This is a genomic window from Mediterranea sp. An20, from assembly GCF_002160055.1.
GTDB lineage: Bacteria > Bacteroidota > Bacteroidia > Bacteroidales > Bacteroidaceae > Bacteroides > Bacteroides avicola.
In genome coordinates, this window is the sequence record NZ_NFJV01000009.1 from 35,330 (window position 1) to 56,422 (window position 21,093).

Genomic DNA, 21,093 nt, shown 5'->3' on the forward strand with positions numbered 1-21,093 from the left:
ATTGGCGATGAAGTTTTCAGGCTGTCTTATCAACGAAGGTAAGAACAGTCATCTGATACCGATGAACTTATGCGTTTGCAGGCTGAGTCTCCAATGGGGGTGCTGCATCACATAGTCCACCGTTTCGGAGATGTTCTGGCCCGAGCAGGGTTGCAATAGGTAGTGGTCGGCTTTCAGTTGTTCGCGCAAAGTCTCTACGTCTTGTCCGGTGTAGACCACTTTCAGTTCGTTGATGCGCGGGATGACTACGGTGCTTTCGGCTTTCGGAGAACAAGTCACCCAGTCTATGCCAGGAGGTAGAAGAGTGGTCCCGTTAGTTTCAATGCAGATATAGCGGTGTTCTCGGTGCAGGCGGTCAATGAGGTCTTTGTCTATTTGGAGTGCCGGTTCTCCGCCGGTGAGTACGACCATGCGGGCCGGGTATCGGCAGGCTTCCTTTATAATTTCCTCGTTAGTCATCGGCGTACCTTCTTCATGTTGCGTATCGCAGAATGAGCAGTGAAGGTTACATCCGGAAAAGCGGATGAAAACGGCGGGAGTTCCCGTATGGCAGCCTTCTCCCTGCAGGCTATAGAATATTTCGTTAATCTTCTTTTTCATAAATGGCAGTATTTCCTTCCGATTCTTGCACATCAACTCGGTAGCAGTGTTCGATACGGTCGCACAGCCAGCGGGCTATGTTTTCGGCAGTAGGGTTAAAAGAAAGTATATCATTCAGATTGCGGTGGTCCAGCGTATCCTGTACCAGTTGTTTGATGTGGGTAAAGTCTGTTACCATGCCATCTTGGTTCAGTTCGCGGGCACGGCAATAGACTGTGATAATCCAATTATGTCCGTGCAGTTGTTGGCATTTGCTGGGGTAGGAGAGTTGGAGCCGGTGAGCAGCCGAAATCTCCATACGTTTAATCACTGTATACATATCGGTGTAATGTTATTAATCTTTTCAGGCAGCAAAATTAGATAAAAATCCTCGGTATTCTATATTGGCAGAATAAAAAACAGGACCGACGGCTTGTTGCCGTCTCCTTTTACGGGTTCTTGGTCCCGTTTATAGGGACATTGCTATAGAACAAAGGGACAAAAACGAAGGTCGTGAAGACAGGCACATTCTCTGCATATCCTCCTAAACCTTCATTTGAGCGTCCTAAACCTTCATTTGAGCACCGTAAACCTTCATTTGAGCAGCCTTATCTTCAGAGTGGACTATACGGATATGACTTTCTTTTCTCCCCAATTGCCTTCACGCCTTCACGCTATTGCAACTATATGTCAATTAGTTATTTGTTGTGAAAGATACTTCATTCACGCATCTTTCACAACCTTCACGGTGAAACATCAGCTGAATTCATTTATAAAATAGCGGGCCATGCCTTCAGTTTGGTATATGGCAGTCTTTCCGTCCGGTGTGCTGTAAATGAGATAAGCTTCAATGCCCGGATGCTCTTTCAGGAAACGGATGGTGTGCTGCAGTCCCATGACCATGAATGAGGTGGCATAGGCATCGGCGCTCATGCAGTCGGGGGCAATGACCGTGGCCGACAGTATCTCGTGCTGTACCGGATTGCCCGTACGGGGGTCGATGGTATGGGCGTATTTTTTCCCGTCTTTGTAGTAGAAATTCCGGTAATTGCCGGAAGTAGCCAGAGCAGCTTGGGTGATGTGCAGCACGGTCTGGAGCTCACCGTTTATCGAGAGGGAGTCATCCACCGGCTTGTTGATACCGATGCGCCACGGTTGGTCCGAAGGATTGGTGCCGCTTACCACCACTTCGCCGCCTATATCGACCATGAAGTTATGTATGCCGTGTCGTCGTAGCAAGTGGGCCACCACATCCACCGCATACCCTTTGGCTACGGCACTACAGTCGAGCATCAGGCGTGGGTCTTCTTTTTCAATGATTCCTTTGTCGGTAAGACGCACCTTCTGCCAGCCGGTAAATTGCAACAGACTGTCTATGGTGAGTGAGTCGGGAAAGGCACCGTCTTTGAAGCCGAATCCCCAAGCATTGACCAGCGGAGCTACCGTGATGTCAAAAGCACCGTTGGTCTGTGCGGAGATTTCCCGGCTGCGGCGGAAGACATTGACGAAGAAAGAGTCGGGCACTACCGGATCGTTGCGGTTCACACGGCTGATAACCGAGGTGTCGTTGAAGGGAGAGAGCGAACCATCGAAGCGGTGCAGTACAGCTTCGATAGCCTCTTTCATGTTTTTGTCCGATTGATAGGTTACGTTGTAGAGAGTACCGAATATCATGCCATTGTCTTTCTGGTAAGGGGGAGTGGCCTGGTGTCGGCTGAGAATCCAGACAGTACCCGCTATCAGAAGCAGTAGCCATAGGAGATTAATAGTCTTTTTGCGAGTCATAAAGTTTCAGAATATGGATGGTTTTGTGGTTGCAGGAGTGCAAAGACTGATACCATTGGAGGGGGAAGTCTATGAAAAGAACAGATGTTCTACCAGAATCTTGCTTCCAATAAGCACCAATATAATGCCTCCCAACATTTCTGCCCGTAATTTGCGTGCCAGGCCGCATCCGCACTTGATGCCGAATAGCAGTCCGGTCAGAGAAAGCATGAACGATACGAAACCGATGATGCCTGTTACAGGAAGGATGCCGGATATGCCTTTTATGCCCATAAAGGCAAACGACACCCCCACGGCCAGGGCATCGATGCTGGTAGCTACAGCAAAGGCCAGTATGACCTTCAGGCGTGTGGGGTCGAAGGCTCGGCGGCAATCTTCTTCTTTGAGCGATTCGCGAATCATGCGGATGCCCAGGAAAGCCAGGATACCAAAGGCTATCCAGTGGTCTACGCTTTCTATAAGATGGCTGAACAGGCTGGCGGCGGCCCACCCTATGAGTGGCATCAGTGCCTGAAAAAAGCCGAAGAAGAATGCCATAGTCAGCATCGTTTTCCAGCGGGTATGTTTCAATATGATGCCGCTGGCTATGGAAACGGCAAAACAATCCATGGCCAACCCGACGGCCAGCAACCAAGTCTCAAATCCGGTCATAATTACGTTATCCTATTTTTAATCCGTTAAAACGGTAGTTTGTACATAATGGTGTATTGTACTCCCAAGGCATTGTTGCCGTATTTTCCAAAGCCGGGCACATACCACGGGTCGCCAAACCGGCCTTTGGATTCGCTTAGCTTGAAGTGGTACTTTATCCCCCATCCCATATAGAGGGCGCGCCAGACACGGGTACGGATGCCTACACCAAATTCCAGCCATTGCATGGAGCCTTTCATGCCGGGATGCTGGTAGAGCACGCTTCCTCCCCAGATGTCATCCGATATGTTAGGATTCATGGGGGGGCCGCCATAGATGGGGTCGTTCAGTTCGTAGCTGCCAATATCATAGTTGAAGCTGCTGAATCCGTAGCGCAGGCCGACAAGTATCATGTGTCCGTGCTTCTTTTTATAGAGGGCATTATAGTCCATGCCTATCCGGAAATAGGGGGCACCGCTTTTGTAATGTATTCCATCGTCACTCCATTCGTCTGTTTTCCCATATCCCAATTCTACGGTAGGGAAGAAACGGTGCTTCAAGTCTACGCATGCCACCACTTCGCTGCTGGTCATGTTCCCTCCCAGCAGTCCGCTACCTATGCCCCAAAGGTCGATTCCAACAAATACGCCGTTGTAGAGCGGATATTCTATCTCGGCAGCCTTTTTTTCTTTTTTGGTCGCTACCGGTCGCGTATCACGTTGGTTGTTATAGTTCTGTGCCGTACCTTTTAGGGGGAAGAACAGCCACAGTGCGCATAGCAGACTAATGAATATAAAATAGTTTAATGTTTTCCTGACCATAAATGTCGGCTTCATTAGAGGTTATGTATATGGAGTCCAACCGATGACGAGTATGAAGGACCTCGTTGATGCTCTGCTGCATTTGATACCCGCAATCCATCGACAGGAAATAGGGCGTGTTGGTATGGCGTATAATCACGGTGTCGGTCGTGTTGCGGCTATACCGGAACACCAGTACTGTCGAGTCGGCTGTATAGCGCAAAGGCAGTGTAAGGTCTCTCACATCCTGTTGGTTATTGACAATAATACTGTCCGTGCCCCATGCCGTGACGGTGAGCGAGTCGAGTGTGTCTCTGATGGCATATCCGTCTCGGTCGAGGGTGTAGAGATTGCAGTTCATCATCGGGCGTTCGGCCATAGAACAGTCGGCTTCTTCCGAACAGGAAGCGGTGAAGCCGATGAAAACACAGAGGAGTAAACTCCCAAAGATTATTCTTATCAGTTGTCTCATCGTTTTACAGGGTTTTCTCTATTTGGTAATTGTTGCGTCCGTCTGCGTTTCGCGAGATCAGTTCGCCCAGGAATCCTGCCAGGAACAGTTGTGTGCCTATAATCATGGCAGTCAGGGCTAAATAGAAATAGGGAGATTCGGTCACGAGACGGTAAGGCAAGTCGTTATACATATTATATAGTTTGCTGACTCCTACAATGATTACGGAAATGAAGCCGAGTATGAACATCAGCGAGCCTAAAAAGCCAAAGAAATGCATGGGCTTGACGCCGAATGTGGAAAGGAACCACAAGGAAATAAGGTCCAGATAACCGTTGAAGAAACGGTTCCATCCACCGAACTTGGTCTTGCCGAACTTGCGTGCCTGGTGGTGTACTATTTTCTCGCCAATCTTGCTGAAGCCGGCATTTTTGGCCAAGTAGGGTATGTAGCGGTGCATTTCGCCGTAGACTTCTATGTTCTTGACCACTTCTTTGCGGTAGGCTTTCAGGCCGCAATTGAAATCATGCAGATTCTTGATGCCGGATACTTTGCGTGCCGTGGCGTTGAACAGTTTGGTCGGAATGGTCTTCGACAAAGGGTCGTAGCGTTTCTTTTTCCAACCGGATACTAAGTCATAGCCGTCTTGCGTAATCATGCGGTAAAGCTCAGGAATTTCATCGGGGCTGTCCTGCAGGTCGGCATCCATGGTAATGACTACGTCGCCTTGGGCTTCCTTGAAGCCGCAGAACAGGGCGGGCGATTTGCCGTAGTTGCGGCGGAACTTGATGCCTTTTACCACATCGGGGAACTGTCGGTGCAGTTCTTCGATGATGTTCCAGGAGTGGTCGGTACTTCCGTCGCTTACAAAGATAATTTCATGAGAGAATCCGTGTTGTCCCATCACCTGCTCAATCCAGGCGAAAAGCTCTTTCAGAGATTCTTCTTCGTTGTATAAAGGTATGACTACTGATATGTCCATTCGGTTCTTATCTTTATTATATAAAGGCAATCATCTTGAGATGTCAGAGGGGTTATCTGCGGTTCTTTTTTTCTTCATGACGCAAAGTCCGGTAGGTATGGCCAGCAGGATGCCCCAGAAGATGTTGTTGGAGAAAAGCTGCATGGTGATTTCGATGGGGGTGAGCGAGGAGAGTTGTTCGCAAGCCTGCTCCATCTGTTCTTTATAGATTTCCATACCGGTTACCGTCGGGCCCCCCTGGCTGAAAAGTTCGTCGACCATGCGTGTGTAGGTGTCTACAAGGAATCCCTGGTCGATAAAGCGGAAATAAATGTAGTGGGCCGCTGCCGCCAGCAGGGACGCAAATACATACATCAAGGCGGTGAATACCCACGCATGAGAGAAACTGATGCTGCCTCCGCAAACCCGGTTGCGGTAGTTCTTTGCATAATAATAGCCTACAAACGGGCCTCCTATCACAAAACCTATGAATAGCAGCAGCAGGAAAGGAATGGTGAACCCTAAGGGGAAAAGCGCGGAACCTATAATCCAATATACGCCTAAGTAGGCACCAAAGAGCATGGCGTATCGTTGTATGTAAATTCTGTTTTCTGCCATTTTTTTGCTTATAGTTCTGAAATGATGCGCAAAGGTATAAATAATATTGTATGTTACGCCTTGTCTGCTTGTTAAAGTTGAAGTGATTTAAACTTTTTATGTTCAGCACGGATGCCCCGTATGCCCGACGGCTTCCCTGACAAACTCTCCGAAAAAAGCTGCCAGCCCCTAAGCGGTCTGCTGCCAGGCGATAAGCAGTCTGCTGCCGGGCGATAAGCAGCCTGCTTCTAATATGTTAGAAGTAAGGTGCTGATTTTTAATTCTATATGGATTTGTCTGTTCGCGAATCAGAAAGTTTAAATTACTTCGTTGAAAAAAGTTCGGTCAAGGTATTGTAGGAATGAAAAAAATGCGTACCTTTGCACCCGCAAAACCAAAATGGGTAAGTCCTACACGGCCAGCTCCTTGTGAATCCTCCAGGGCTTGACCGCAGCAAAGGTAGCAGGTCGTAGCGGCGCGATGTAGTAAGCTTACCCACCCGCCTCTTTAGCTCAGTTGGCCAGAGCACGTGATTTGTAATCTCGGGGTCGTTGGTTCGAATCCGACAAGAGGCTCTCAAATAAGGGTTTAAGTGATTATACAAAGAAAGGATGCCTTTAGGTAAGAGGCATCCTTTCTTTGTTTCTGGCGCAGGTGTTATTCTTGCGTGGGCTGTTTCGGGTCGGCGGATATTATTTTCCTATCCATCCTCCTGCAAATGCCGCCCCTATGCCCAATATCACACTGGCGCATAAATAGAGGGCAAAACTGCCGTAGAATCCCTGCTTCAGCATATCAAGGCTTTCGTGGCTGAACGTCGAGAACGTGGTGAAGCCTCCGCAAAGGCCTGTGGTGAGCAACAGGCGGGTTTCGTCGGAAAAGTTGAACCGGGCACTCCAGGCATAGAACAGTCCGATGAGAAAACTGCCGGCTATGTTTACGCTGAGTGTGGCCCAAGGAAACAGAAAGGGGGTAATGCGTTGATGGAGCAGCAGTTGCACACCGTAGCGGAAAAGACTGCCGGTGCCTCCGCCCAGGAAAATGAGGAGCAAGGTTTTCGTCATAAATGGAATCTTTGAAATGGGTTATGCGGCGCAAATATAGGAATTTTGTCCTGCTTGGAAAAAGAAATGGTAAAAAGGTTGGCTGTTTGGATAAAGATGCTTATATTTGTAGGCTTATGTAAAGCTACAAGGTAAAAAGTTGTGGTTTTCATGCAGGTGTTAGTTTTGGGAAGCCGTTTCTACGGGCACGTTGATGTCGGTAGAACGGCTTCTTTTATGGGCTTATCTCAAAAAAGACACCTCCTCTTCTTTGAGCGTGCCGACTATATTTGTACCTTTGCACGCATAAATGCTTAATTAAAATACTAATTCTATATGGGAGGTTTTTTCGGAACCGTGTCGAAAGCCGGATGTGTGACCGACTTGTTTTACGGCACTGACTACAATTCGCATTTAGGAACCCGAAGGGGAGGAATGGCCACGTATGATGCAGAAAAAAAACTGTTTACCCGTTCCATTCACAATCTGGAGAGCACGTACTTCCGCACCAAGTTTGAAGACGAACTGGATAAATTTACCGGAAATTCCGGCATCGGCATTATCAGTGATACAGACGCACAACCCATCATTATCAATTCTCATCTCGGTCGTTTTGCCATCGTTACCGTAGCCAAGATACAGAATATCGACGAACTGGAGAACGAACTTCTGGCGCAAAACATGCACTTCGCAGAACTTAGTTCGGGAAAGACCAATCAGACTGAACTTATCGCTTTGCTTATCATTCAAGGGAAAAACTTTGTAGAAGGCATTGAGAATGTCTATAACCGCATCAAAGGCTCCTGCTCCATGCTGTTGCTGACGGAAGACGGCATTATTGCTGCCCGCGACAAGTGGGGGCGCACGCCTATCGTGATTGGCCGTAAAGACGGGGCATACGCTGCCAGCAGCGAATCCAGCAGTTTCCCGAATCTGGATTATGAGATAGACTCTTACCTGGGACCGGGCGAAATCGTGCGCATGCGTCCCGATGGGTTGGAACAGTTGCGCAAGCCCAACGAGCAGATGCAGATTTGTTCGTTCCTGTGGGTGTATTACGGTTTTCCCACTTCCTGCTACGAAGGGCGCAACGTGGAAGAGGTGCGTTTCCTTTCGGGCCTGAAGATGGGGCAGACGGATGCCTCGGAGGTGGATTGTGCGTGCGGCATTCCTGATTCGGGGGTAGGTATGGCGTTGGGGTATGCCGAAGGAAAGGGAGTGCCTTATCATCGCGCCATTGCCAAATATACGCCGACCTGGCCACGGAGCTTCACACCCAGCCGTCAGGAGTTGCGCAATCTGGTGGCTAAGATGAAACTTATTCCCAACCGCGCCATGTTGCAGGGGAAGCGTGTGTTGTTCTGTGACGATTCTATCGTGCGTGGCACCCAGTTGCGCGACAATGTGAAAGTGCTTTTCGATTGCGGTGCCCGCGAGGTGCATATCCGGATTGCCTGCCCGCCTCTTATCTACGCCTGTCCTTTCATCGGCTTCACAGCTTCGCGCAGCGATTTGGAGTTGATAACCCGCCGTATCATCAAAGAACTGGAAGGGGATGAGAACAAGAACCTGGAAAAATATGCTACTACCGGTTCGCCCGAATACGAGAAACTGGTGGACGTTATCCGCCAGCGTTTCGGGCTGAATTCGCTGAAGTTCAATACGCTGGAGACATTGGTCGAATCCATCGGTCTGCCCAAGTGCAAACTATGTACGCATTGCTTTGACGGTACCGGGTGTTTTTGACGGACAAATTCATGGAAATAAATGAAAAAGAGGTGTGGATTGCTTGGCAGTTCACGCCTCTTTTGTTACTTTTACGGCGGTAAAACGGGATTTTAATCCTTTTAGGCGCGTAGCCGTGTCTAAAAAACAGTCCGACAAAATTATCATTTATAAGTTATGACATTAGTAGAAAGATTTTTGAAGTATGTGAGTTTCGATACCCAGTCGAGTGAAGAGACTGACGTGACACCCAGTACTCCCGGCCAGATGGTATTTGCCCAATACCTGAAAGAGGAACTGGAAACCTTGGGCTTGCAGGAAGTGTCGTTGGACGACAACGGTTATCTTTTTGCTACCCTTCCTGCCAATACGGATGCAGAGGTGCCTGTGGTGGGGTTCATAGCCCACATGGATACCAGTCCCGACATGAGTGGCAAGCATGTCGCTCCGCGCATAGTGAATAATTATGACGGGACGGATATCGTATTGTGCGAGAAAGACAACATTATCCTTTCGCCCGTGCAGTTTCCCGAACTATTGGAGCATAAAGGCGAAGACCTGATTGTGACCGATGGGCATACTTTGTTGGGTGCCGACGACAAGGCCGGCATTGCCGAAATCGTCTCGGCCATTGTTTACTTGCAGGAGCATCCGGAGATTAAACATGGTAAGATTCGCATTGGCTTCAACCCCGATGAAGAGATAGGTCTGGGTGCGCATAAGTTTGATGTAGAGAAGTTTGCCTGCGATTGGGCTTATACCATGGATGGAGGCGAGGTAGGGGAGTTGGAGTTTGAGAACTTCAATGCAGCTTCGGCCAAGCTTACATTCAAGGGACGCAACGTACATCCGGGCTATGCCAAGAACAAGATGATAAACTCGCTCCGGCTGGCCAATCGTTTTATATCCTTCCTCCCCGGGCATGAGGCGCCGGAACATACCGAAGGCTACGAAGGCTTCTATCACTTGATAGGAATGAGCGGAGATGTGGAGCAGACGACCGTGTCTTATATTATCCGCGACCATGACCGCGCGCGTTTTGAAAGTCGTAAGGCCGAGATGCAGCGCCTGACCGACCTGGTTAATGCCGAGTATGGCGAAACTGTCGTTACCCTGGAGCTCAAGGACCAGTATTATAACATGCGCCAGCAGATAGAGCCGGTGATGCACGTCATCGACATCGCTTTCAAGGCCATGGAAGAGGCTGGGGTGACTCCTCATGTGAAGGCCATACGTGGAGGAACGGACGGCGCACAGTTGTCTTTCAAAGGTTTGCCCTGCCCCAATATCTTTGCCGGCGGTCTGAACTTCCATGGACGCTATGAGTTTGTGCCTGTCCAGAGCATGGAGAAAGCCATGAATGTAATAGTGAAGATAGCCGAACTGACAGCTGCCCGTCAGTAAGCTTGATTGAAACTTTCTGACTCATTCAGAAGGTGTTAACTCCTTATATATAAGAAGCAAATGGCTTGTATATAAGAAGCGGGGTGCCTATATATAAGCAACAGGCTTGTCATATATTAGAACCGCCCTGCTGAAAAATGTGGAAGTTGTAAAAAGCATAGCCGCTTCACTTGCTGTGCCGACAAGACGATGCCGTGGCATATCGGCGCATCTGTCATGGCTTCCACAGAGGAGAAGGTTTGAATCATTGCAATACATACATATACCATTTATCTTAAAACCATATTTTTCAATGAAAACAACTCCGTTTACCGAAAAGCACATTGCGTTGGGCGCAAAGATGCACGAATTTGCCGGTTACAACATGCCTATTGAGTATTCCGGCATTATTGACGAACACCTAACCGTCTGCCATGCTGTGGGCGTATTTGATGTCTCTCACATGGGTGAGTTCTGGGTGAAAGGACCGCAGGCCTTGCCCTTCTTACAGAAAGTCACTTCCAACGACGTATCGGCTTTGGTGCCGGGCAAGGTGCAATATACTTGCTTCCCCAACGAGACGGGCGGCATTGTGGATGACTTGTTGGTTTATCAATACGAACCGGAGAAGTACCTGCTGGTGGTAAATGCTGCCAATATCGAGAAGGACTGGAACTGGTGTGTGTCGCATAATACCGAGGGTGCCGAGTTGGAGAATGCTTCCGATCGCATGGCTCAATTGGCTGTGCAGGGACCTTTGGCCATTAAAGCCTTGCAGAAGCTGACACCGATAGACCTCTCTGCTATTCCTTACTATCACTTCACGCACGGTGAGTTTGCCGGTGAGCCTGATGTTATCATCTCTAATACGGGATATACCGGTGCCGGTGGCTTCGAGCTTTATTTCTATCCTGAAGCGGCTATGAAGATTTGGGATGCCATCTTTGAAGCCGGTGCTGAGTTTGGCATTAAGCCTGTAGGGCTGGGTGCACGCGACACGCTTCGTCTGGAAATGGGATTCTGCCTTTATGGCAATGACTTGGACGATACTACTTCGCCCATAGAGGCAGGACTGGGATGGATTACCAAGTTTGTAGAGGGAAAGAACTTCATCAACCGTCCCATGCTGGAGCAGCAGAAGAAGGAAGGCGTCACGCGCAAGCTGGTGGGCTTCGAGATGATAGACCGCGGCATTCCCCGTCATGGTTATCAGCTTTGCGATGCCGAAGGCAATGCCATAGGCACAGTCACTTCCGGCACCATGTCGCCTATGCGCAAGATTGGTATCGGCATGGGATATGTGAAGCCCGAATTCTCGAAGCCGGGCACGGAAATCTGCATTGATATGCGTGGCCGTAAGTTGAAGGCACAAGTTGTGAAACCGCCTTTCCGCAAATAAGGATTCTCTGATAGGATAAAAAGAAACACGGAAGTGCAGGGGAGGATTTTCCCGGTGCTTCCGTGTTTTGGTTTATAAATGTGACGATATTTCCTGCTTATTTCTTCAGTTTGGCTATCATCAGGATATTGTTGTCATTCTCGTGGAGCGAGTCTTTCAGTTTGGTCATTTTTTCCACCTCGTCCTTGGGGCAGTCGCCCGAAGCAAGAGTCTCTTCTATCCATTCTTGCAGTTCCATAGGTTCTGCGCAGCTGAAGTAATAACCGTCTTCAAAATTGATGCCCGCACCCATGTTTCCCATAAAGTCGTTGATAAAGGTGGCTTCGTAGGCTTCACCGGTCTTCTTGTCCATCAGCACCTTGCGGCTCTTTTCACCGGCCACGACAATGATGGCGAAGTGATGGGGCAGTTCGTTGACAATGAACCATCCGGTTTTCCGCACCTCCGGATTCATGGCATAGAGGAAGCGGGGCGTCATCTGGTTATTGGCAACATCGTAGTGGTAGACGGTGTCGTTGAAGGTGGTCTGGAATGAGAAGGTATCGGTGTTGCGGTACGACCATATTTCATTGTTGAAGCCCACATTCATTCCGCCGGCATCTCTGAAGTTGGAAGCCACCGACTTGTTGAACACATATTGCGTGCGGCTCGTGTCGTTAGGCTGTATGTTGGCCCCGGTAAATGTACCGTCGAGGTCCTGGAAACACAGGTGCACCATAGACAGCGTGCCATCGGGTTGCAAATACAGCTTTCCTTTGTTGATGTTTCCTTTCAAGGTGATTTCTCCTTTGAACTTGCCGTCAAAACCGTATTTCAGAATTCTGGGATTCCAGGCGAAGGGAGCCACATAGATATTGCCGTTTTTCTCGTCGATAAGGGCATCATAGATGCTGGTGTATTCCCCAGGTCCTTGTCCCACTGAACCCACATCGCAAAGGAATTTTCCCGTTTTGTCAAACAGTTTCAGCGGAGCCTGTGCCCTTCTTTGTTTGATGCAGATGTAGTTGTCGGAGAAATACGCGCCTCCGAACTGAAACAAAGCCTCGTCGCGGTTGTCCATGCGGATGATGCGGAAGTCTTCTGCCAGTTCACTCAGTTTCACGTCTTTCTTTTGGGTCACATCGTTGTCGTTCAGCACGACAAAAGCGTTTTCCGTGTTTTGGCTTTCTGTCTTCTTGGGTGAAGACTGACATGCCGCCAATAGGGAAAGGGCGGCACATGCAAAAATCATTTTCTTCATCATGGCTTTCTCAGAAATGTTTTAAAGGTTCGTTTATATTTGGTTTATTTTCTCTATCAGCAGCTGTGCCCAGTTCATTTCCTTCTCAATCCATATCTGTTCTTCACGGTCGGCAGGTCTTTGTTCCTGGTAGGCGTTGAGCAGGTTCATATAGTCTTGCAGGGTGTGCAGGGCTTCGGTTTGTTTTTTCATGCGCATCAGCAGAAGGATACGTTGCTTGCTCACTTCCGGATTGCGGGTTGCGTGAGGCAGAGCCTCGGCTTTGTCCAGCAGGGAAAGGCATTCTTCGTTGACTTCCTCCGTGTTGTAAAGAGCCATTTTGGATTGCACCATCAGCAGGTAGGTCTGGCTGTCGGCCAGGCGGTTGTCGATATTCTTTTGGGTCAGCATGATGGCTTCTTTAAACAGTCCGCCTGAATAGTTGAGTGCAGCATTGAAGTTTACAGCATCGTAGACTGTCCGCAGGTAGGGGCGGTCGGCAGGTGCTGTGTCTGTTTCGTCTGCAGGCAGTTGGGCGATACGTTCTTGCAGCTTGTCGATGCTGTTGTAGCGCAGAATGTCGCTTGTCTGTCGGTTGCGGATGTAATAGTCTCTTATTTTTCTCAATGCCGAGCCCAATGCTTCCTTGCGACAGCCGTTGAAGGTCAGTATGTCCAGGGCCAGCAGGTCGGCTTCTTCTTCCTGTTTGTCGCTGTAGTTCATTCCCAGGCGGTCGATGACGGGCAGACAGAGCAAGGAGATAATGGTTCCGACGTCGGCCAGGGCACTGGCTCCCAAGGTACGTTCGTTTCCTCCGTAGTAATAGGCATCTTCGAGGGCATAAGATGTTGCGCTGAACACGTCGGCCCAGAACAGGGCGCGTTGGGCACGCCGTTCGGCTTTGCGGATGTTGTTCAGCTGATGGTCGAAGAGATAATGGCTTATTTCATCGGCCAATACGGCAGTCAGCTCTTCTTCGGAGTCCAGCGCACAGAGCAGTCCGGTGCTGACGATGAGGCTTCCGCTGGGTAGCATGAACGATGAAGGCTCGGGCGATTGGATGACATACACGTTGAGGTTGCCGTTGCGGTAGGTAGTGATGTTGTCTCCGCACATTCGTGCTACGATGCCTTGCACGTAAGAGGTGATATAGGCATCTTCATATAGGATGTCGTTCAGGTGTTCCAGGTATTCCCGGCTTTCCTCTTCCACTTCGCGCCGGAATTCTTCCAGTTCGGACGTCTTTATTTTTTGTTCGTAAAAGTGGTGGGTCAGGTAGATTTGCTGCCAGAATTCGGTCGTGTTTTGCGGCGAGGCCAACTCAATCTGGCTCAGTCCGCCTTGGGGGAGCATGAATGTTTCCCCGTTGGCTTCTGTCATGTAGTAAATGCCCGCTTCATACTGGGTGGTTCCGCTGATTTTCATTACCATCCGTATAGTGACGGGGCTTCCGGCCGGAATCTGTTGATAAGGACTCTTCAATGTGCCTTTTATGTTGAGGACGTCGCTATAGGGTTCTTGTTTGGCCATGCTGTAGGTAACGCAGAGCAATAGAAGCAGACAAAGAGTGAGAATTCGTTTCATAAGGCTGTTGGATATGGTTTTCGCAAAGTTAGTAAACTTTTCTTTCTAAGGACTCTGTGTTATCTTTTTTTGAGCATATTTCACAAAGGAAAAAGGGGAACCTTTGGCGGGTTCCCCTTTTTTCCTTGATGTTGTTGAATGTACTCAAGTTTATTTTTTCGTGCTCTTTCCGTAACGGCTCATAAACTTGTCTACGCGACCGGCTGTGTCAACCAATTTGGACTTACCGGTATAGAACGGGTGCGAAGAGCTGGAGATTTCCAACTTAATCAACGGATAAGTTTCGCCTTCAAACTCGACAGTCTCTTTTGTAGCACAAGTAGAGCGAGACAAGAACATGTCGCCGTTAGACATATCTTTAAATACTACCGGACGGTAGTTCTCGGGATGAATACCTTTTTTCATTTCCTAATTTCTTTTTTTAGTTTTACTATGCGGTTACTTTCGGTAATAAAAAGTAGTGTAATGGTCTTTGTTTCGGGGTGCAAAGATAAGACATTTCTTTGTAATCGAGAAAAAGTTTTGCCAAAAAATAGGTTTATCACGTTTTATTTCTGACTTTTGCAACCGGAAAAACTTAATTGGCTTATGAAGAAATTCCTTTTTTTGATTCTGACAGTCTGCCTCGCTTCTTTTTCGGTGATGGGGCAGGAGCGTGCTAAAGACAGGCACGAACTGTATAGTGTGGCATTTTATAACTTGGAGAATCTCTTTGACACCATTCACGACGAAGGCAAGAATGACTATGATTTCTTGCCCGACGGCCGTTATGCCTGGGGTACGAAGAAGTATGAAGCCAAGTTGAAGAACCTGTCGCGGGTACTTTCCGAACTGTCGCGCGACGAGGTGCCGCAAGGGCCTGCCTGCATCGGTGTGGCCGAGGTGGAGAATGGCCGGGTGCTGGATGACCTGCTGGCCCAGCCCGCACTTGCCCAATATAAATATGTGCACTACGAAGGACCCGACAAGCGCGGCATTGATTGTGCCTTGCTGTATGACCCGCAACAGTTCACGGTCCGCCATTCCAAATTGGTGCTGTCCGTTCCTTATCAGGGAGACACCACACACCTGACGCGCGGCTTTCTCGTGGTGGACGGTGAGCTGGCAGGCGACCGCCTGTGTATCATAGTCAATCACTGGCCTTCGCGGGGGGCCGAGTCGCCCGTTCGGGTGCATGCAGCCCGTCAGGTCAAGGCGTTGAAGGATTCGCTCTTCCGCGAGAACCGCAAGCTGAAACTCGTTGTGATGGGCGATTTGAACGATGATCCGATGGACGAGAGCTTGCAGACGTTGGGGGCGCGCAAATACCCCAAGCAGGTGAAAAAGCGTGAGTTTTACAATCCCTGGTGGGAAACCCTGGAAGATGAGGGCATCGGTACGCTCTGTTACCGCGACAAATGGAACCTTTTCGACCAGATTGTCATCACCCGTCCTCTGCTGAAGGCACGTCGTGGTTTGCGTTACGAAGGGCATGAGGTGTTCCGTCCGGATTACCTTTTCCAGCACGACAGCCCTTACGAGGGGTATCCCCTGCGCACACACGGAGGCCGCAAGTGGCTGAATGGGTACAGCGACCATCTGCCTACCATCATCTATCTGGAAAAACGTTGATGGGAGGGAACCGAAAATAAATCTCCAGTCTTTTGCTTGCCTGTTTTCGGGAGTCTGCTTCCTGTACCTTAGGAAACCAATGGCTAAGGTACAGGAAGCGCGCTTTCAAGCCATAAGCACCAGCCTTCTTATATATAAGAAACAAACTGTTGATTTTTAAGTTGATATACGGGAGCCTCAATATGCTTCATTTTCAACGTGGCAGCCCCGCAGTGGAGCAGCCGTTGGTCCGTATGCGTGTGCAGGTCGTTGTTTGTCTGCCGGTTTACGGGTTCTTCCATCGGCTACCTGGACCATTTGAGTTTAGTATGAAACTGTTAAAGAATACTTTCTGCCTTTAAATTGTCTGCAAATATCACCGGAATATAAATATTTTATGCCCCTACTCCTTTCTGTATTGCGGGAGAATGATTACTTTTGCATAGAATTTTATTCACTAACAATAAATTTAAAACAACATGGTTAATTACAAAGATTTAGGTCTCGTAAACACCAGAGAGATGTTTGCGCGTGCCATCAAGGGCGGTTATGCCATCCCGGCATTCAACTTCAACAACATGGAGCAGTTGCAGGCCATCATCAAGGCTTCTTCTGAAGAGAAGAGCCCGGTTATCCTGCAAGTTTCCAAGGGTGCCCGTAACTATGCAAACCAGACTTTGCTGCGTTACATGGCTGAAGGTGCTGTTCAGTATGCCAAGGAACTGGGATGCGAACATCCGGAAATTGTTCTGCATCTGGACCACGGCGACAGCTTTGAACTGTGCAAGTCTTGCGTAGACATGGGCTTCTCTTCGGTGATGATCGACGGTTCTCATCTGCCTTATGAAGAGAACGTGGCTCTGACGAAGAAAGTCGTTGAATATGCTCACCAGTATGATGTAACTGTTGAAGGCGAACTGGGCGTATTGGCTGGTGTGGAAGACGAGGTTTGTGCCGAACACCATACTTATACGAACCCCGAAGAAGTAATTGATTTCGCTACCCGTACAGGCTGCGATAGCTTGGCTATCTCTATCGGTACTTCTCACGGTGCTTACAAGTTCAAACCCGAACAGTGCCACGTTGACCCCGCTACGGGCCGTCTGGTTCCTCCTCCCTTGGCATTCGATGTATTGGATGCTGTGATGGAGAAATTGCCGGGCTTCCCCATTGTGCTGCACGGTTCTTCTTCCGTTCCTCAGGAATATGTAGACATGATCAACAAGTTTGGCGGCAATCTGGAAGCTGCTATCGGTATCCCCGAAGACGAGTTGCGTAAGGCTGCCAAGTCTGCTGTCTGCAAGATCAACATCGACTCCGACTCTCGTCTGGCTATGACGGCTGCTATCCGCAAGGTATTTGCTGAGAAGCCTGCTGAGTTCGACCCCCGCAAGTACCTGGGTCCGGCTCGTGACGAAATGGAGAAGCTGTATAAGCATAAAATCATCAACGTGCTTGGTTCTAACGGCAAGCTGGCTCAGTAATCGGTTGATTGCTTAGCTGCAAAATATAGGGGGAAGGCGTACTGCTATGAGTGGTACGCCTTTCTTTTATATGGTAGGATTACCCGGGCTAAAATAAAGGTTTACGCGGCTAAAATGAAGGTTTACGCAGCTAATGTGAAGGTTTACGCGGCTGAACTGAAGGATGGGCGGTAAGGTTCTGTCTGCCCTTGCCGTTGTGCAGAAGATGGGTAACAAGAAAGGTGCAGATGGACATCCCTGTATCGGTCTGTGCCACCTGCACCTTGATTTCGCTTTGGGTTTCTGAATGGATGAGCTTACTTGGATGCCGCTTCCAGCAATCCGTCGAAAGCAGGCAGCAGGTATGTGCCGCCGCATTTCACTCCGGGCTGGCTGGCTTTTTCATTCAGGTGTTTGCCCGTTTGTTCCAGCCAGATGCGTTGGGTACGGGCCTGCTCTAAGGCACATTTCACGCATTGTTTTCCGTCCTGCTTCACTTCCAGGACATGCAGCACGCTTTGGCCGTACAGACCCAGTTGCTTGAAGTAGATGAGCCACGGGGCCATTTCTTCTGTCAGTGCCGGGTTCTCATCGGTGGCAATCAGCTTGTCTGCCGCCTCACAAATCTTTTCGCACTCTTTCTTTACCTGGTCGAAAGCCGCTTTGTCTATCTGTCCGTTTTTCTTATAGGTTTGGCAGAGGGCATCGAGAGCGGGACGGATGTTCTGCGACTCTTCGCGGCGGAATTTGTGGTTATTCTTTCCCAGGTCCGAACTGTGGATGGCGAAGGTTTCCAGATAGTCAGCATGTTTGGGCATGAGGACACGCAGGGCCTGGTGCCAGGATGCCTGGCTGTCGTAGTCTTCTAAATTCCATGTATAGTCGGCTACGCTATAGAGGGAAATCTTAGATGCTTCGGCATGCTCCATGGGGTTGGAGACGAAAGCGGTCATGTCATCTTTGATGTCTGTACCGTTGCCGTAGGTGGGACCCATAAGGATGTGGTCCTGCACATAGTCCGATACGGGATAATTCCACCAGATGTATGCTTTGCGCCGGATGAGCGGGTTGATGAATTCCATAGACTGTTTGTCGATGTTGGCCACCACGCGGTCGCCCGTCCACATTATCTGGATATCCGGGTTCAGCTTTTCGCCCAGTGTGGTCAGGTAGCCGCCTTCTACGTTGGTCCACGACTTGTTGTATTCCGTGGGACACATGATGAGGGGCGACACGTCGCCTTTCGTTTGTATGAAGTGCTCGTCGATATAATTCAGCAGTTCGGCTTGTTTGTCGGCTTTAGTGCCTTCGCCGCTGATGTCGTCGAAGAAGACGGCAAAGCCGCGCACTCCCAGGTCGTACATGCTCTCGAACTTCTTCAGCAGCAGGTCGCGGTCTTCATCGTTCCACTTGATGTCCTGCCCCGGGTGGATGGCCCAGTAGAAGATGACATTGTTCTGCTTGGCGCGTTCCACCAATTCCTGCAATTGCTTCGCTTCTTTCTCCGGATAAGGTTTGCGCCAGTTCGGCGTACTGTGATACGGGTCGTCCTTGGGACCGTATATATAGACGTTCATCTTGTTGCGTCCGTAGAAGTCCAGCTGGCTCAGTCGTGCCTCATGGCTCCAGGGCTGGCCGTAGAAACCTTCCACCACGCCGCGGTAGGGGATGTCCGGATAGTCGGTAATCTCCACCTGGGGGAGCTTGTCCAGCGTGAGCAGTTGCGCCAGTGTCTGTACGCCGTAGTAGGCACCCCGTGCGTCAGTTCCGGCAATGACAATGCCTTTCTTGTCAATCTTCAGGTAATATCCTTCGGCTGTTTCGGGGATGTAGCGGTTGTATTTCTTCACTGTCTTGTCGCCTTTAATGCCGAGGCTGATGCGGAAGGATGCTTTGGAGGTAGACTCCGGCAGCAGATGGCGGAGCAGGACAGAAGCCGGTGCCAAAGCTTCGTCGGCTTCTGTTTGTAACTGGTATTGTGCAGGCAGGGCAATGCTGTCTTCCTGCACCGAATAGGTTTGCGGAGTGGGGCTAAGGCGGAATTCCTGTGCGTGGAGCGTGTTGCCCAGTGTAAGCAACCCCAGCAAACCGGAAACTAATAAGATGTTTTTTCTCATAAATGTAGTTTTTATGGGTGATAGATGTAAAATCAGAAACAATCAGGCGCGGATTTCACGGATTTAGCGGATAATGTTCATCCTGTTATCCGTGTGTTCCGTGCAATCCGCGCCTTTGGGAATAATCAATGTTCAAGGACTTAAATCAGGAAGCCCAGCAAGATACCGGCGGCAATGGCCGAACCGATGACGCCTGCCACGTTCGGACCCATGGCGTGCATCAGCAGATAGTTGGTCGGGTCATATTCCAAACCGACAATCTGCGAGATACGTGCCGAGTCGGGCACTGCCGATACGCCTGCATTACCGATAAGCGGGTTAATCTTGTTGTCTTTCTTCAGGAAGAGGTTGAATATCTTCACAAAGAGCACACCCGAAGCCGTGGCGATGAAGAACGAGATGGCACCCAAGAAGAAAATCCACAACGAATCGGTAGTCAGGAATTCCGAAGCCTGCGTCGAAGCACCTACCGTCAGTCCCAGCAGGATGGTGATGGTGTCGATCAGCGGACCACTGGCAGTGTTGGCCAGACGGCGTGTCACGCCACTCTCCTTCAGCAGGTTGCCGAAGAACAGCATTCCCAGCAGCGGCAGGCCGGAAGGTACGAGGAAGCACGTCAGCAGCAGACCCACGATGGGGAAGATAACCTTCTCCGTATGCGAAACCACGCGGGGCGGCTTCATGCGGATGAGGCGTTCCTTCTTCGTTGTCAGCAGACGCATGACGGGCGGTTGGATAACCGGCACCAAGGCCATGTATGAATAGGCTGATACGGCGATGGCACCCATCAGGTTCGGTGCCAGCTTGGACGACAGGAAGATGGCGGTAGGACCGTCGGCACCGCCAATGATACCGATGGCTGCTGCCTGCATCGGGTCGAACCCGACGGCCAAGGCAATCATGTAGGCACCGAAGATGCCGAATTGGGCAGCCGCTCCGATAAGCATCAGCTTGGGGTTGGAAATGAGCGCCGAAAAGTCCGTCATGGCTCCGATGCCCAAGAAGATGAGCGGCGGATACCAGCCAGAGGTGACACCCTGATACAGAATGTTAAGCACAGACCCTTGTTCGTAGATGCCGACCTGTAGTCCGGCTTCCATGTTGAAGGGAATATTGCCGACCAGAATGCCGAATCCGATAGGAATCAGCAGCATGGGTTCAAATTCCTTGGCAATGGCCAGGTAGATGAAGAACAGGCCTACTACCAACATGATGAGATGACCCACCGTCGCGTTGGCAAAGCCTGTGAATGCCCAAAAGTCGGACAGATTGTTTCCTAAAAAGTTAATAAACTCTCCCATAATTATTCAAGGATTACGAGGTCAGTACCTTCAAGCACGGAGTCTCCCTGCTTGACATTGATGGCGGTCACTTTTCCGTCGCGGTCGGCGTTGATGCTGTTTTCCATCTTCATGGCTTCCAGGATGATTACCGTCTGTCCTTTCTTTACCACATCGCCTACGTTTACCTTGATTTCCAAGATAACACCGGGCAGCGGTGACTTCACGCCCGATTTGCCGGCCGATGCAGCTGCCGGTTTCGACACCTGGGTGGTTTGGGCGGCAGGTGTGGTGGACGGTTGGCGCACTACTGGTTTCACAACGACAGGCTTGGGTTCCGGTGCCTTCTCCATTTCCACTTTATAGTGGGTACCGTTCACTTCTATGTCGGCAATGTTGTCCTCTATGTTTCCAACGGTTACCTTGTAGATATTTCCGTTGATTTTGTATTTATACTCTTTCATCGTTTATCTGTTGTTTAAAGGTG

At 49.7% G+C, this 21,093-nt stretch carries 21 protein-coding genes and 1 tRNA gene; 6 read left to right on the top strand and 16 right to left on the bottom strand.

Translation table 11 applies throughout. The annotated features are described in order from the left end of the window. Nucleotides 1-48 precede the first annotated feature (48 nt). From B5F34_RS06795 to B5F34_RS06830, 8 genes are all read right to left on the bottom strand, one after another. The gene (locus B5F34_RS06795) at nt 49-600 is read right to left on the bottom strand and encodes a radical SAM protein (protein ID WP_087336426.1); all 552 of its coding nucleotides are present in this window, start codon (nt 598-600) and stop codon (nt 49-51) included. Beyond that, complete coding sequence (gene queD, locus B5F34_RS06800) at nt 584-919, bottom strand: 6-carboxytetrahydropterin synthase QueD (RefSeq protein WP_087336430.1); 336 nt, start codon at nt 917-919, stop codon at nt 584-586. The genes B5F34_RS06795 and queD overlap by 17 nt, the downstream gene beginning before the upstream one ends. 416 nt (nt 920-1,335) lie before the next feature. Then, nucleotides 1,336-2,364 carry an FAD:protein FMN transferase gene (locus B5F34_RS06805; protein WP_087336433.1) on the bottom strand — a complete coding sequence of 343 codons (1,029 nt, stop codon included), beginning with the start codon at nt 2,362-2,364 and terminating at the stop codon, nt 1,336-1,338. Nucleotides 2,365-2,433: 69 nt separating this feature from the next. Further along, complete coding sequence (locus B5F34_RS06810) at nt 2,434-3,015, bottom strand: manganese efflux pump MntP family protein (RefSeq protein WP_087336436.1); 582 nt, start codon at nt 3,013-3,015, stop codon at nt 2,434-2,436. Between the two features lie 26 nt (nt 3,016-3,041). Beyond that, nucleotides 3,042-3,815, bottom strand: a complete 774-nt coding sequence (locus tag B5F34_RS06815; RefSeq protein WP_087336438.1) for a DUF6048 family protein — start codon at nt 3,813-3,815, stop codon at nt 3,042-3,044. Beyond that, nucleotides 3,778-4,266: a DUF6452 family protein gene (locus B5F34_RS06820; protein ID WP_087336439.1), complete on the bottom strand. Its 489-nt coding sequence runs from the start codon at nt 4,264-4,266 to the stop codon at nt 3,778-3,780. Before B5F34_RS06820 ends, B5F34_RS06815 begins: the two co-directional genes overlap by 38 nt. A 4-nt stretch (nt 4,267-4,270) precedes the next feature. Then, nucleotides 4,271-5,227 carry a glycosyltransferase family 2 protein gene (locus tag B5F34_RS06825; RefSeq protein ID WP_087336441.1) on the bottom strand — a complete coding sequence of 319 codons (957 nt, stop codon included), beginning with the start codon at nt 5,225-5,227 and terminating at the stop codon, nt 4,271-4,273. Nucleotides 5,228-5,257: 30 nt separating this feature from the next. Further along, entirely contained in the window at nt 5,258-5,824 is a 567-nt protein-coding gene (locus B5F34_RS06830) for a DUF4199 domain-containing protein (RefSeq protein ID WP_087336443.1), read from the bottom strand. A gap of 480 nt (nt 5,825-6,304) precedes the next feature. Between B5F34_RS06830 and B5F34_RS06840 the strand changes: the two genes are divergently transcribed. Beyond that, nucleotides 6,305-6,378, top strand: a tRNA-Thr gene (locus B5F34_RS06840). A gap of 117 nt (nt 6,379-6,495) precedes the next feature. Here the strand turns inward: B5F34_RS06840 and crcB are convergent. Continuing rightward, on the bottom strand, nt 6,496-6,867 hold the full coding sequence (crcB, locus tag B5F34_RS06845) for a fluoride efflux transporter CrcB (RefSeq protein ID WP_087336447.1): 372 nt from the start codon (nt 6,865-6,867) through the stop codon (nt 6,496-6,498). A 315-nt stretch (nt 6,868-7,182) separates the two neighbouring features. Between crcB and B5F34_RS06850 the strand changes: the two genes are divergently transcribed. The 3 genes from B5F34_RS06850 (at nt 7,183) to gcvT (ending at nt 11,353) form a co-directional block, all read left to right on the top strand. Beyond that, entirely contained in the window at nt 7,183-8,592 is a 1,410-nt protein-coding gene (locus B5F34_RS06850; protein WP_087336449.1) for an amidophosphoribosyltransferase, read from the top strand. A 156-nt stretch (nt 8,593-8,748) separates the two neighbouring features. Next, nucleotides 8,749-9,975, top strand: coding sequence for a peptidase T (pepT, locus tag B5F34_RS06855; protein WP_087336451.1), 1,227 nt, complete (start codon nt 8,749-8,751; stop codon nt 9,973-9,975). Between the two features lie 292 nt (nt 9,976-10,267). Then, nucleotides 10,268-11,353, top strand: coding sequence for a glycine cleavage system aminomethyltransferase GcvT (gcvT, locus tag B5F34_RS06860; RefSeq protein WP_087336453.1), 1,086 nt, complete (start codon nt 10,268-10,270; stop codon nt 11,351-11,353). A 97-nt stretch (nt 11,354-11,450) separates the two neighbouring features. Here gcvT and B5F34_RS06865 read toward each other — a convergent pair whose 3' ends face one another. The 3 genes from B5F34_RS06865 to B5F34_RS06875 all read right to left on the bottom strand — a co-directional run bounded on the left by B5F34_RS06865 (nt 11,451) and on the right by B5F34_RS06875 (nt 14,561). Beyond that, nucleotides 11,451-12,596, bottom strand: a complete 1,146-nt coding sequence (locus B5F34_RS06865; RefSeq protein ID WP_087336455.1) for a 6-bladed beta-propeller — start codon at nt 12,594-12,596, stop codon at nt 11,451-11,453. Nucleotides 12,597-12,626: 30 nt separating this feature from the next. Beyond that, nucleotides 12,627-14,156: a M48 family metalloprotease gene (locus B5F34_RS06870; RefSeq protein WP_087336457.1), complete on the bottom strand. Its 1,530-nt coding sequence runs from the start codon at nt 14,154-14,156 to the stop codon at nt 12,627-12,629. Between the two features lie 150 nt (nt 14,157-14,306). Next, entirely contained in the window at nt 14,307-14,561 is a 255-nt protein-coding gene (locus B5F34_RS06875; protein ID WP_087336459.1) for a type B 50S ribosomal protein L31, read from the bottom strand. 183 nt (nt 14,562-14,744) lie between these two features. Between B5F34_RS06875 and B5F34_RS06880 the strand changes: the two genes are divergently transcribed. Continuing rightward, a complete protein-coding gene (locus tag B5F34_RS06880; protein WP_087336460.1) occupies nt 14,745-15,767 on the top strand; it encodes an endonuclease in 1,023 nt (340 codons plus the stop codon). Between the two features lie 128 nt (nt 15,768-15,895). Here the strand turns inward: B5F34_RS06880 and B5F34_RS17725 are convergent, their stop codons facing one another. Continuing rightward, a complete protein-coding gene (locus B5F34_RS17725) occupies nt 15,896-16,048 on the bottom strand; it encodes a hypothetical protein (protein WP_204245587.1) in 153 nt (50 codons plus the stop codon). Nucleotides 16,049-16,225: 177 nt separating this feature from the next. Here B5F34_RS17725 and B5F34_RS06885 point away from each other — a divergent pair, with 177 nt between their 5' ends. Next, nucleotides 16,226-17,230 carry a class II fructose-bisphosphate aldolase gene (locus B5F34_RS06885; RefSeq protein ID WP_087336462.1) on the top strand — a complete coding sequence of 335 codons (1,005 nt, stop codon included), beginning with the start codon at nt 16,226-16,228 and terminating at the stop codon, nt 17,228-17,230. Nucleotides 17,231-17,526: 296 nt separating this feature from the next. Here B5F34_RS06885 and B5F34_RS06890 read toward each other — a convergent pair whose 3' ends face one another. The 3 genes from B5F34_RS06890 to B5F34_RS06900 all read right to left on the bottom strand — a co-directional run bounded on the left by B5F34_RS06890 (nt 17,527) and on the right by B5F34_RS06900 (nt 21,070). Further along, a complete protein-coding gene (locus B5F34_RS06890; RefSeq protein ID WP_087336464.1) occupies nt 17,527-19,326 on the bottom strand; it encodes a beta-N-acetylglucosaminidase domain-containing protein in 1,800 nt (599 codons plus the stop codon). A 140-nt stretch (nt 19,327-19,466) separates the two neighbouring features. Further along, nucleotides 19,467-20,627, bottom strand: coding sequence for a sodium ion-translocating decarboxylase subunit beta (locus B5F34_RS06895; RefSeq protein WP_087336466.1), 1,161 nt, complete (start codon nt 20,625-20,627; stop codon nt 19,467-19,469). A 2-nt stretch (nt 20,628-20,629) separates the two neighbouring features. Continuing rightward, nucleotides 20,630-21,070 carry a biotin/lipoyl-containing protein gene (locus tag B5F34_RS06900; RefSeq protein WP_087336468.1) on the bottom strand — a complete coding sequence of 147 codons (441 nt, stop codon included), beginning with the start codon at nt 21,068-21,070 and terminating at the stop codon, nt 20,630-20,632. Nucleotides 21,071-21,093 lie beyond the last annotated feature (23 nt).

What these genes read in the sequence shown, in the direction of transcription:
- B5F34_RS06795 (WP_087336426.1), bottom strand. Translation starts at nt 600, where the DNA reads ATGAAAAAGAAGATTAACGAAATATTCTATAGCCTGCAGGGAGAAGGC.
- queD (WP_087336430.1), bottom strand. Translation starts at nt 919, where the DNA reads ATGTATACAGTGATTAAACGTATGGAGATTTCGGCTGCTCACCGGCTC.
- B5F34_RS06805 (WP_087336433.1), bottom strand. Translation starts at nt 2,364, where the DNA reads ATGACTCGCAAAAAGACTATTAATCTCCTATGGCTACTGCTTCTGATA.
- B5F34_RS06810 (WP_087336436.1), bottom strand. Translation starts at nt 3,015, where the DNA reads ATGACCGGATTTGAGACTTGGTTGCTGGCCGTCGGGTTGGCCATGGAT.
- B5F34_RS06815 (WP_087336438.1), bottom strand. Translation starts at nt 3,815, where the DNA reads ATGGTCAGGAAAACATTAAACTATTTTATATTCATTAGTCTGCTATGC.
- B5F34_RS06820 (WP_087336439.1), bottom strand. Translation starts at nt 4,266, where the DNA reads ATGAGACAACTGATAAGAATAATCTTTGGGAGTTTACTCCTCTGTGTT.
- B5F34_RS06825 (WP_087336441.1), bottom strand. Translation starts at nt 5,227, where the DNA reads ATGGACATATCAGTAGTCATACCTTTATACAACGAAGAAGAATCTCTG.
- B5F34_RS06830 (WP_087336443.1), bottom strand. Translation starts at nt 5,824, where the DNA reads ATGGCAGAAAACAGAATTTACATACAACGATACGCCATGCTCTTTGGT.
- crcB (WP_087336447.1), bottom strand. Translation starts at nt 6,867, where the DNA reads ATGACGAAAACCTTGCTCCTCATTTTCCTGGGCGGAGGCACCGGCAGT.
- B5F34_RS06850 (WP_087336449.1), top strand. Translation starts at nt 7,183, where the DNA reads ATGGGAGGTTTTTTCGGAACCGTGTCGAAAGCCGGATGTGTGACCGAC.
- pepT (WP_087336451.1), top strand. Translation starts at nt 8,749, where the DNA reads ATGACATTAGTAGAAAGATTTTTGAAGTATGTGAGTTTCGATACCCAG.
- gcvT (WP_087336453.1), top strand. Translation starts at nt 10,268, where the DNA reads ATGAAAACAACTCCGTTTACCGAAAAGCACATTGCGTTGGGCGCAAAG.
- B5F34_RS06865 (WP_087336455.1), bottom strand. Translation starts at nt 12,596, where the DNA reads ATGATGAAGAAAATGATTTTTGCATGTGCCGCCCTTTCCCTATTGGCG.
- B5F34_RS06870 (WP_087336457.1), bottom strand. Translation starts at nt 14,156, where the DNA reads ATGAAACGAATTCTCACTCTTTGTCTGCTTCTATTGCTCTGCGTTACC.
- B5F34_RS06875 (WP_087336459.1), bottom strand. Translation starts at nt 14,561, where the DNA reads ATGAAAAAAGGTATTCATCCCGAGAACTACCGTCCGGTAGTATTTAAA.
- B5F34_RS06880 (WP_087336460.1), top strand. Translation starts at nt 14,745, where the DNA reads ATGAAGAAATTCCTTTTTTTGATTCTGACAGTCTGCCTCGCTTCTTTT.
- B5F34_RS17725 (WP_204245587.1), bottom strand. Translation starts at nt 16,048, where the DNA reads ATGGAAGAACCCGTAAACCGGCAGACAAACAACGACCTGCACACGCAT.
- B5F34_RS06885 (WP_087336462.1), top strand. Translation starts at nt 16,226, where the DNA reads ATGGTTAATTACAAAGATTTAGGTCTCGTAAACACCAGAGAGATGTTT.
- B5F34_RS06890 (WP_087336464.1), bottom strand. Translation starts at nt 19,326, where the DNA reads ATGAGAAAAAACATCTTATTAGTTTCCGGTTTGCTGGGGTTGCTTACA.
- B5F34_RS06895 (WP_087336466.1), bottom strand. Translation starts at nt 20,627, where the DNA reads ATGGGAGAGTTTATTAACTTTTTAGGAAACAATCTGTCCGACTTTTGG.
- B5F34_RS06900 (WP_087336468.1), bottom strand. Translation starts at nt 21,070, where the DNA reads ATGAAAGAGTATAAATACAAAATCAACGGAAATATCTACAAGGTAACC.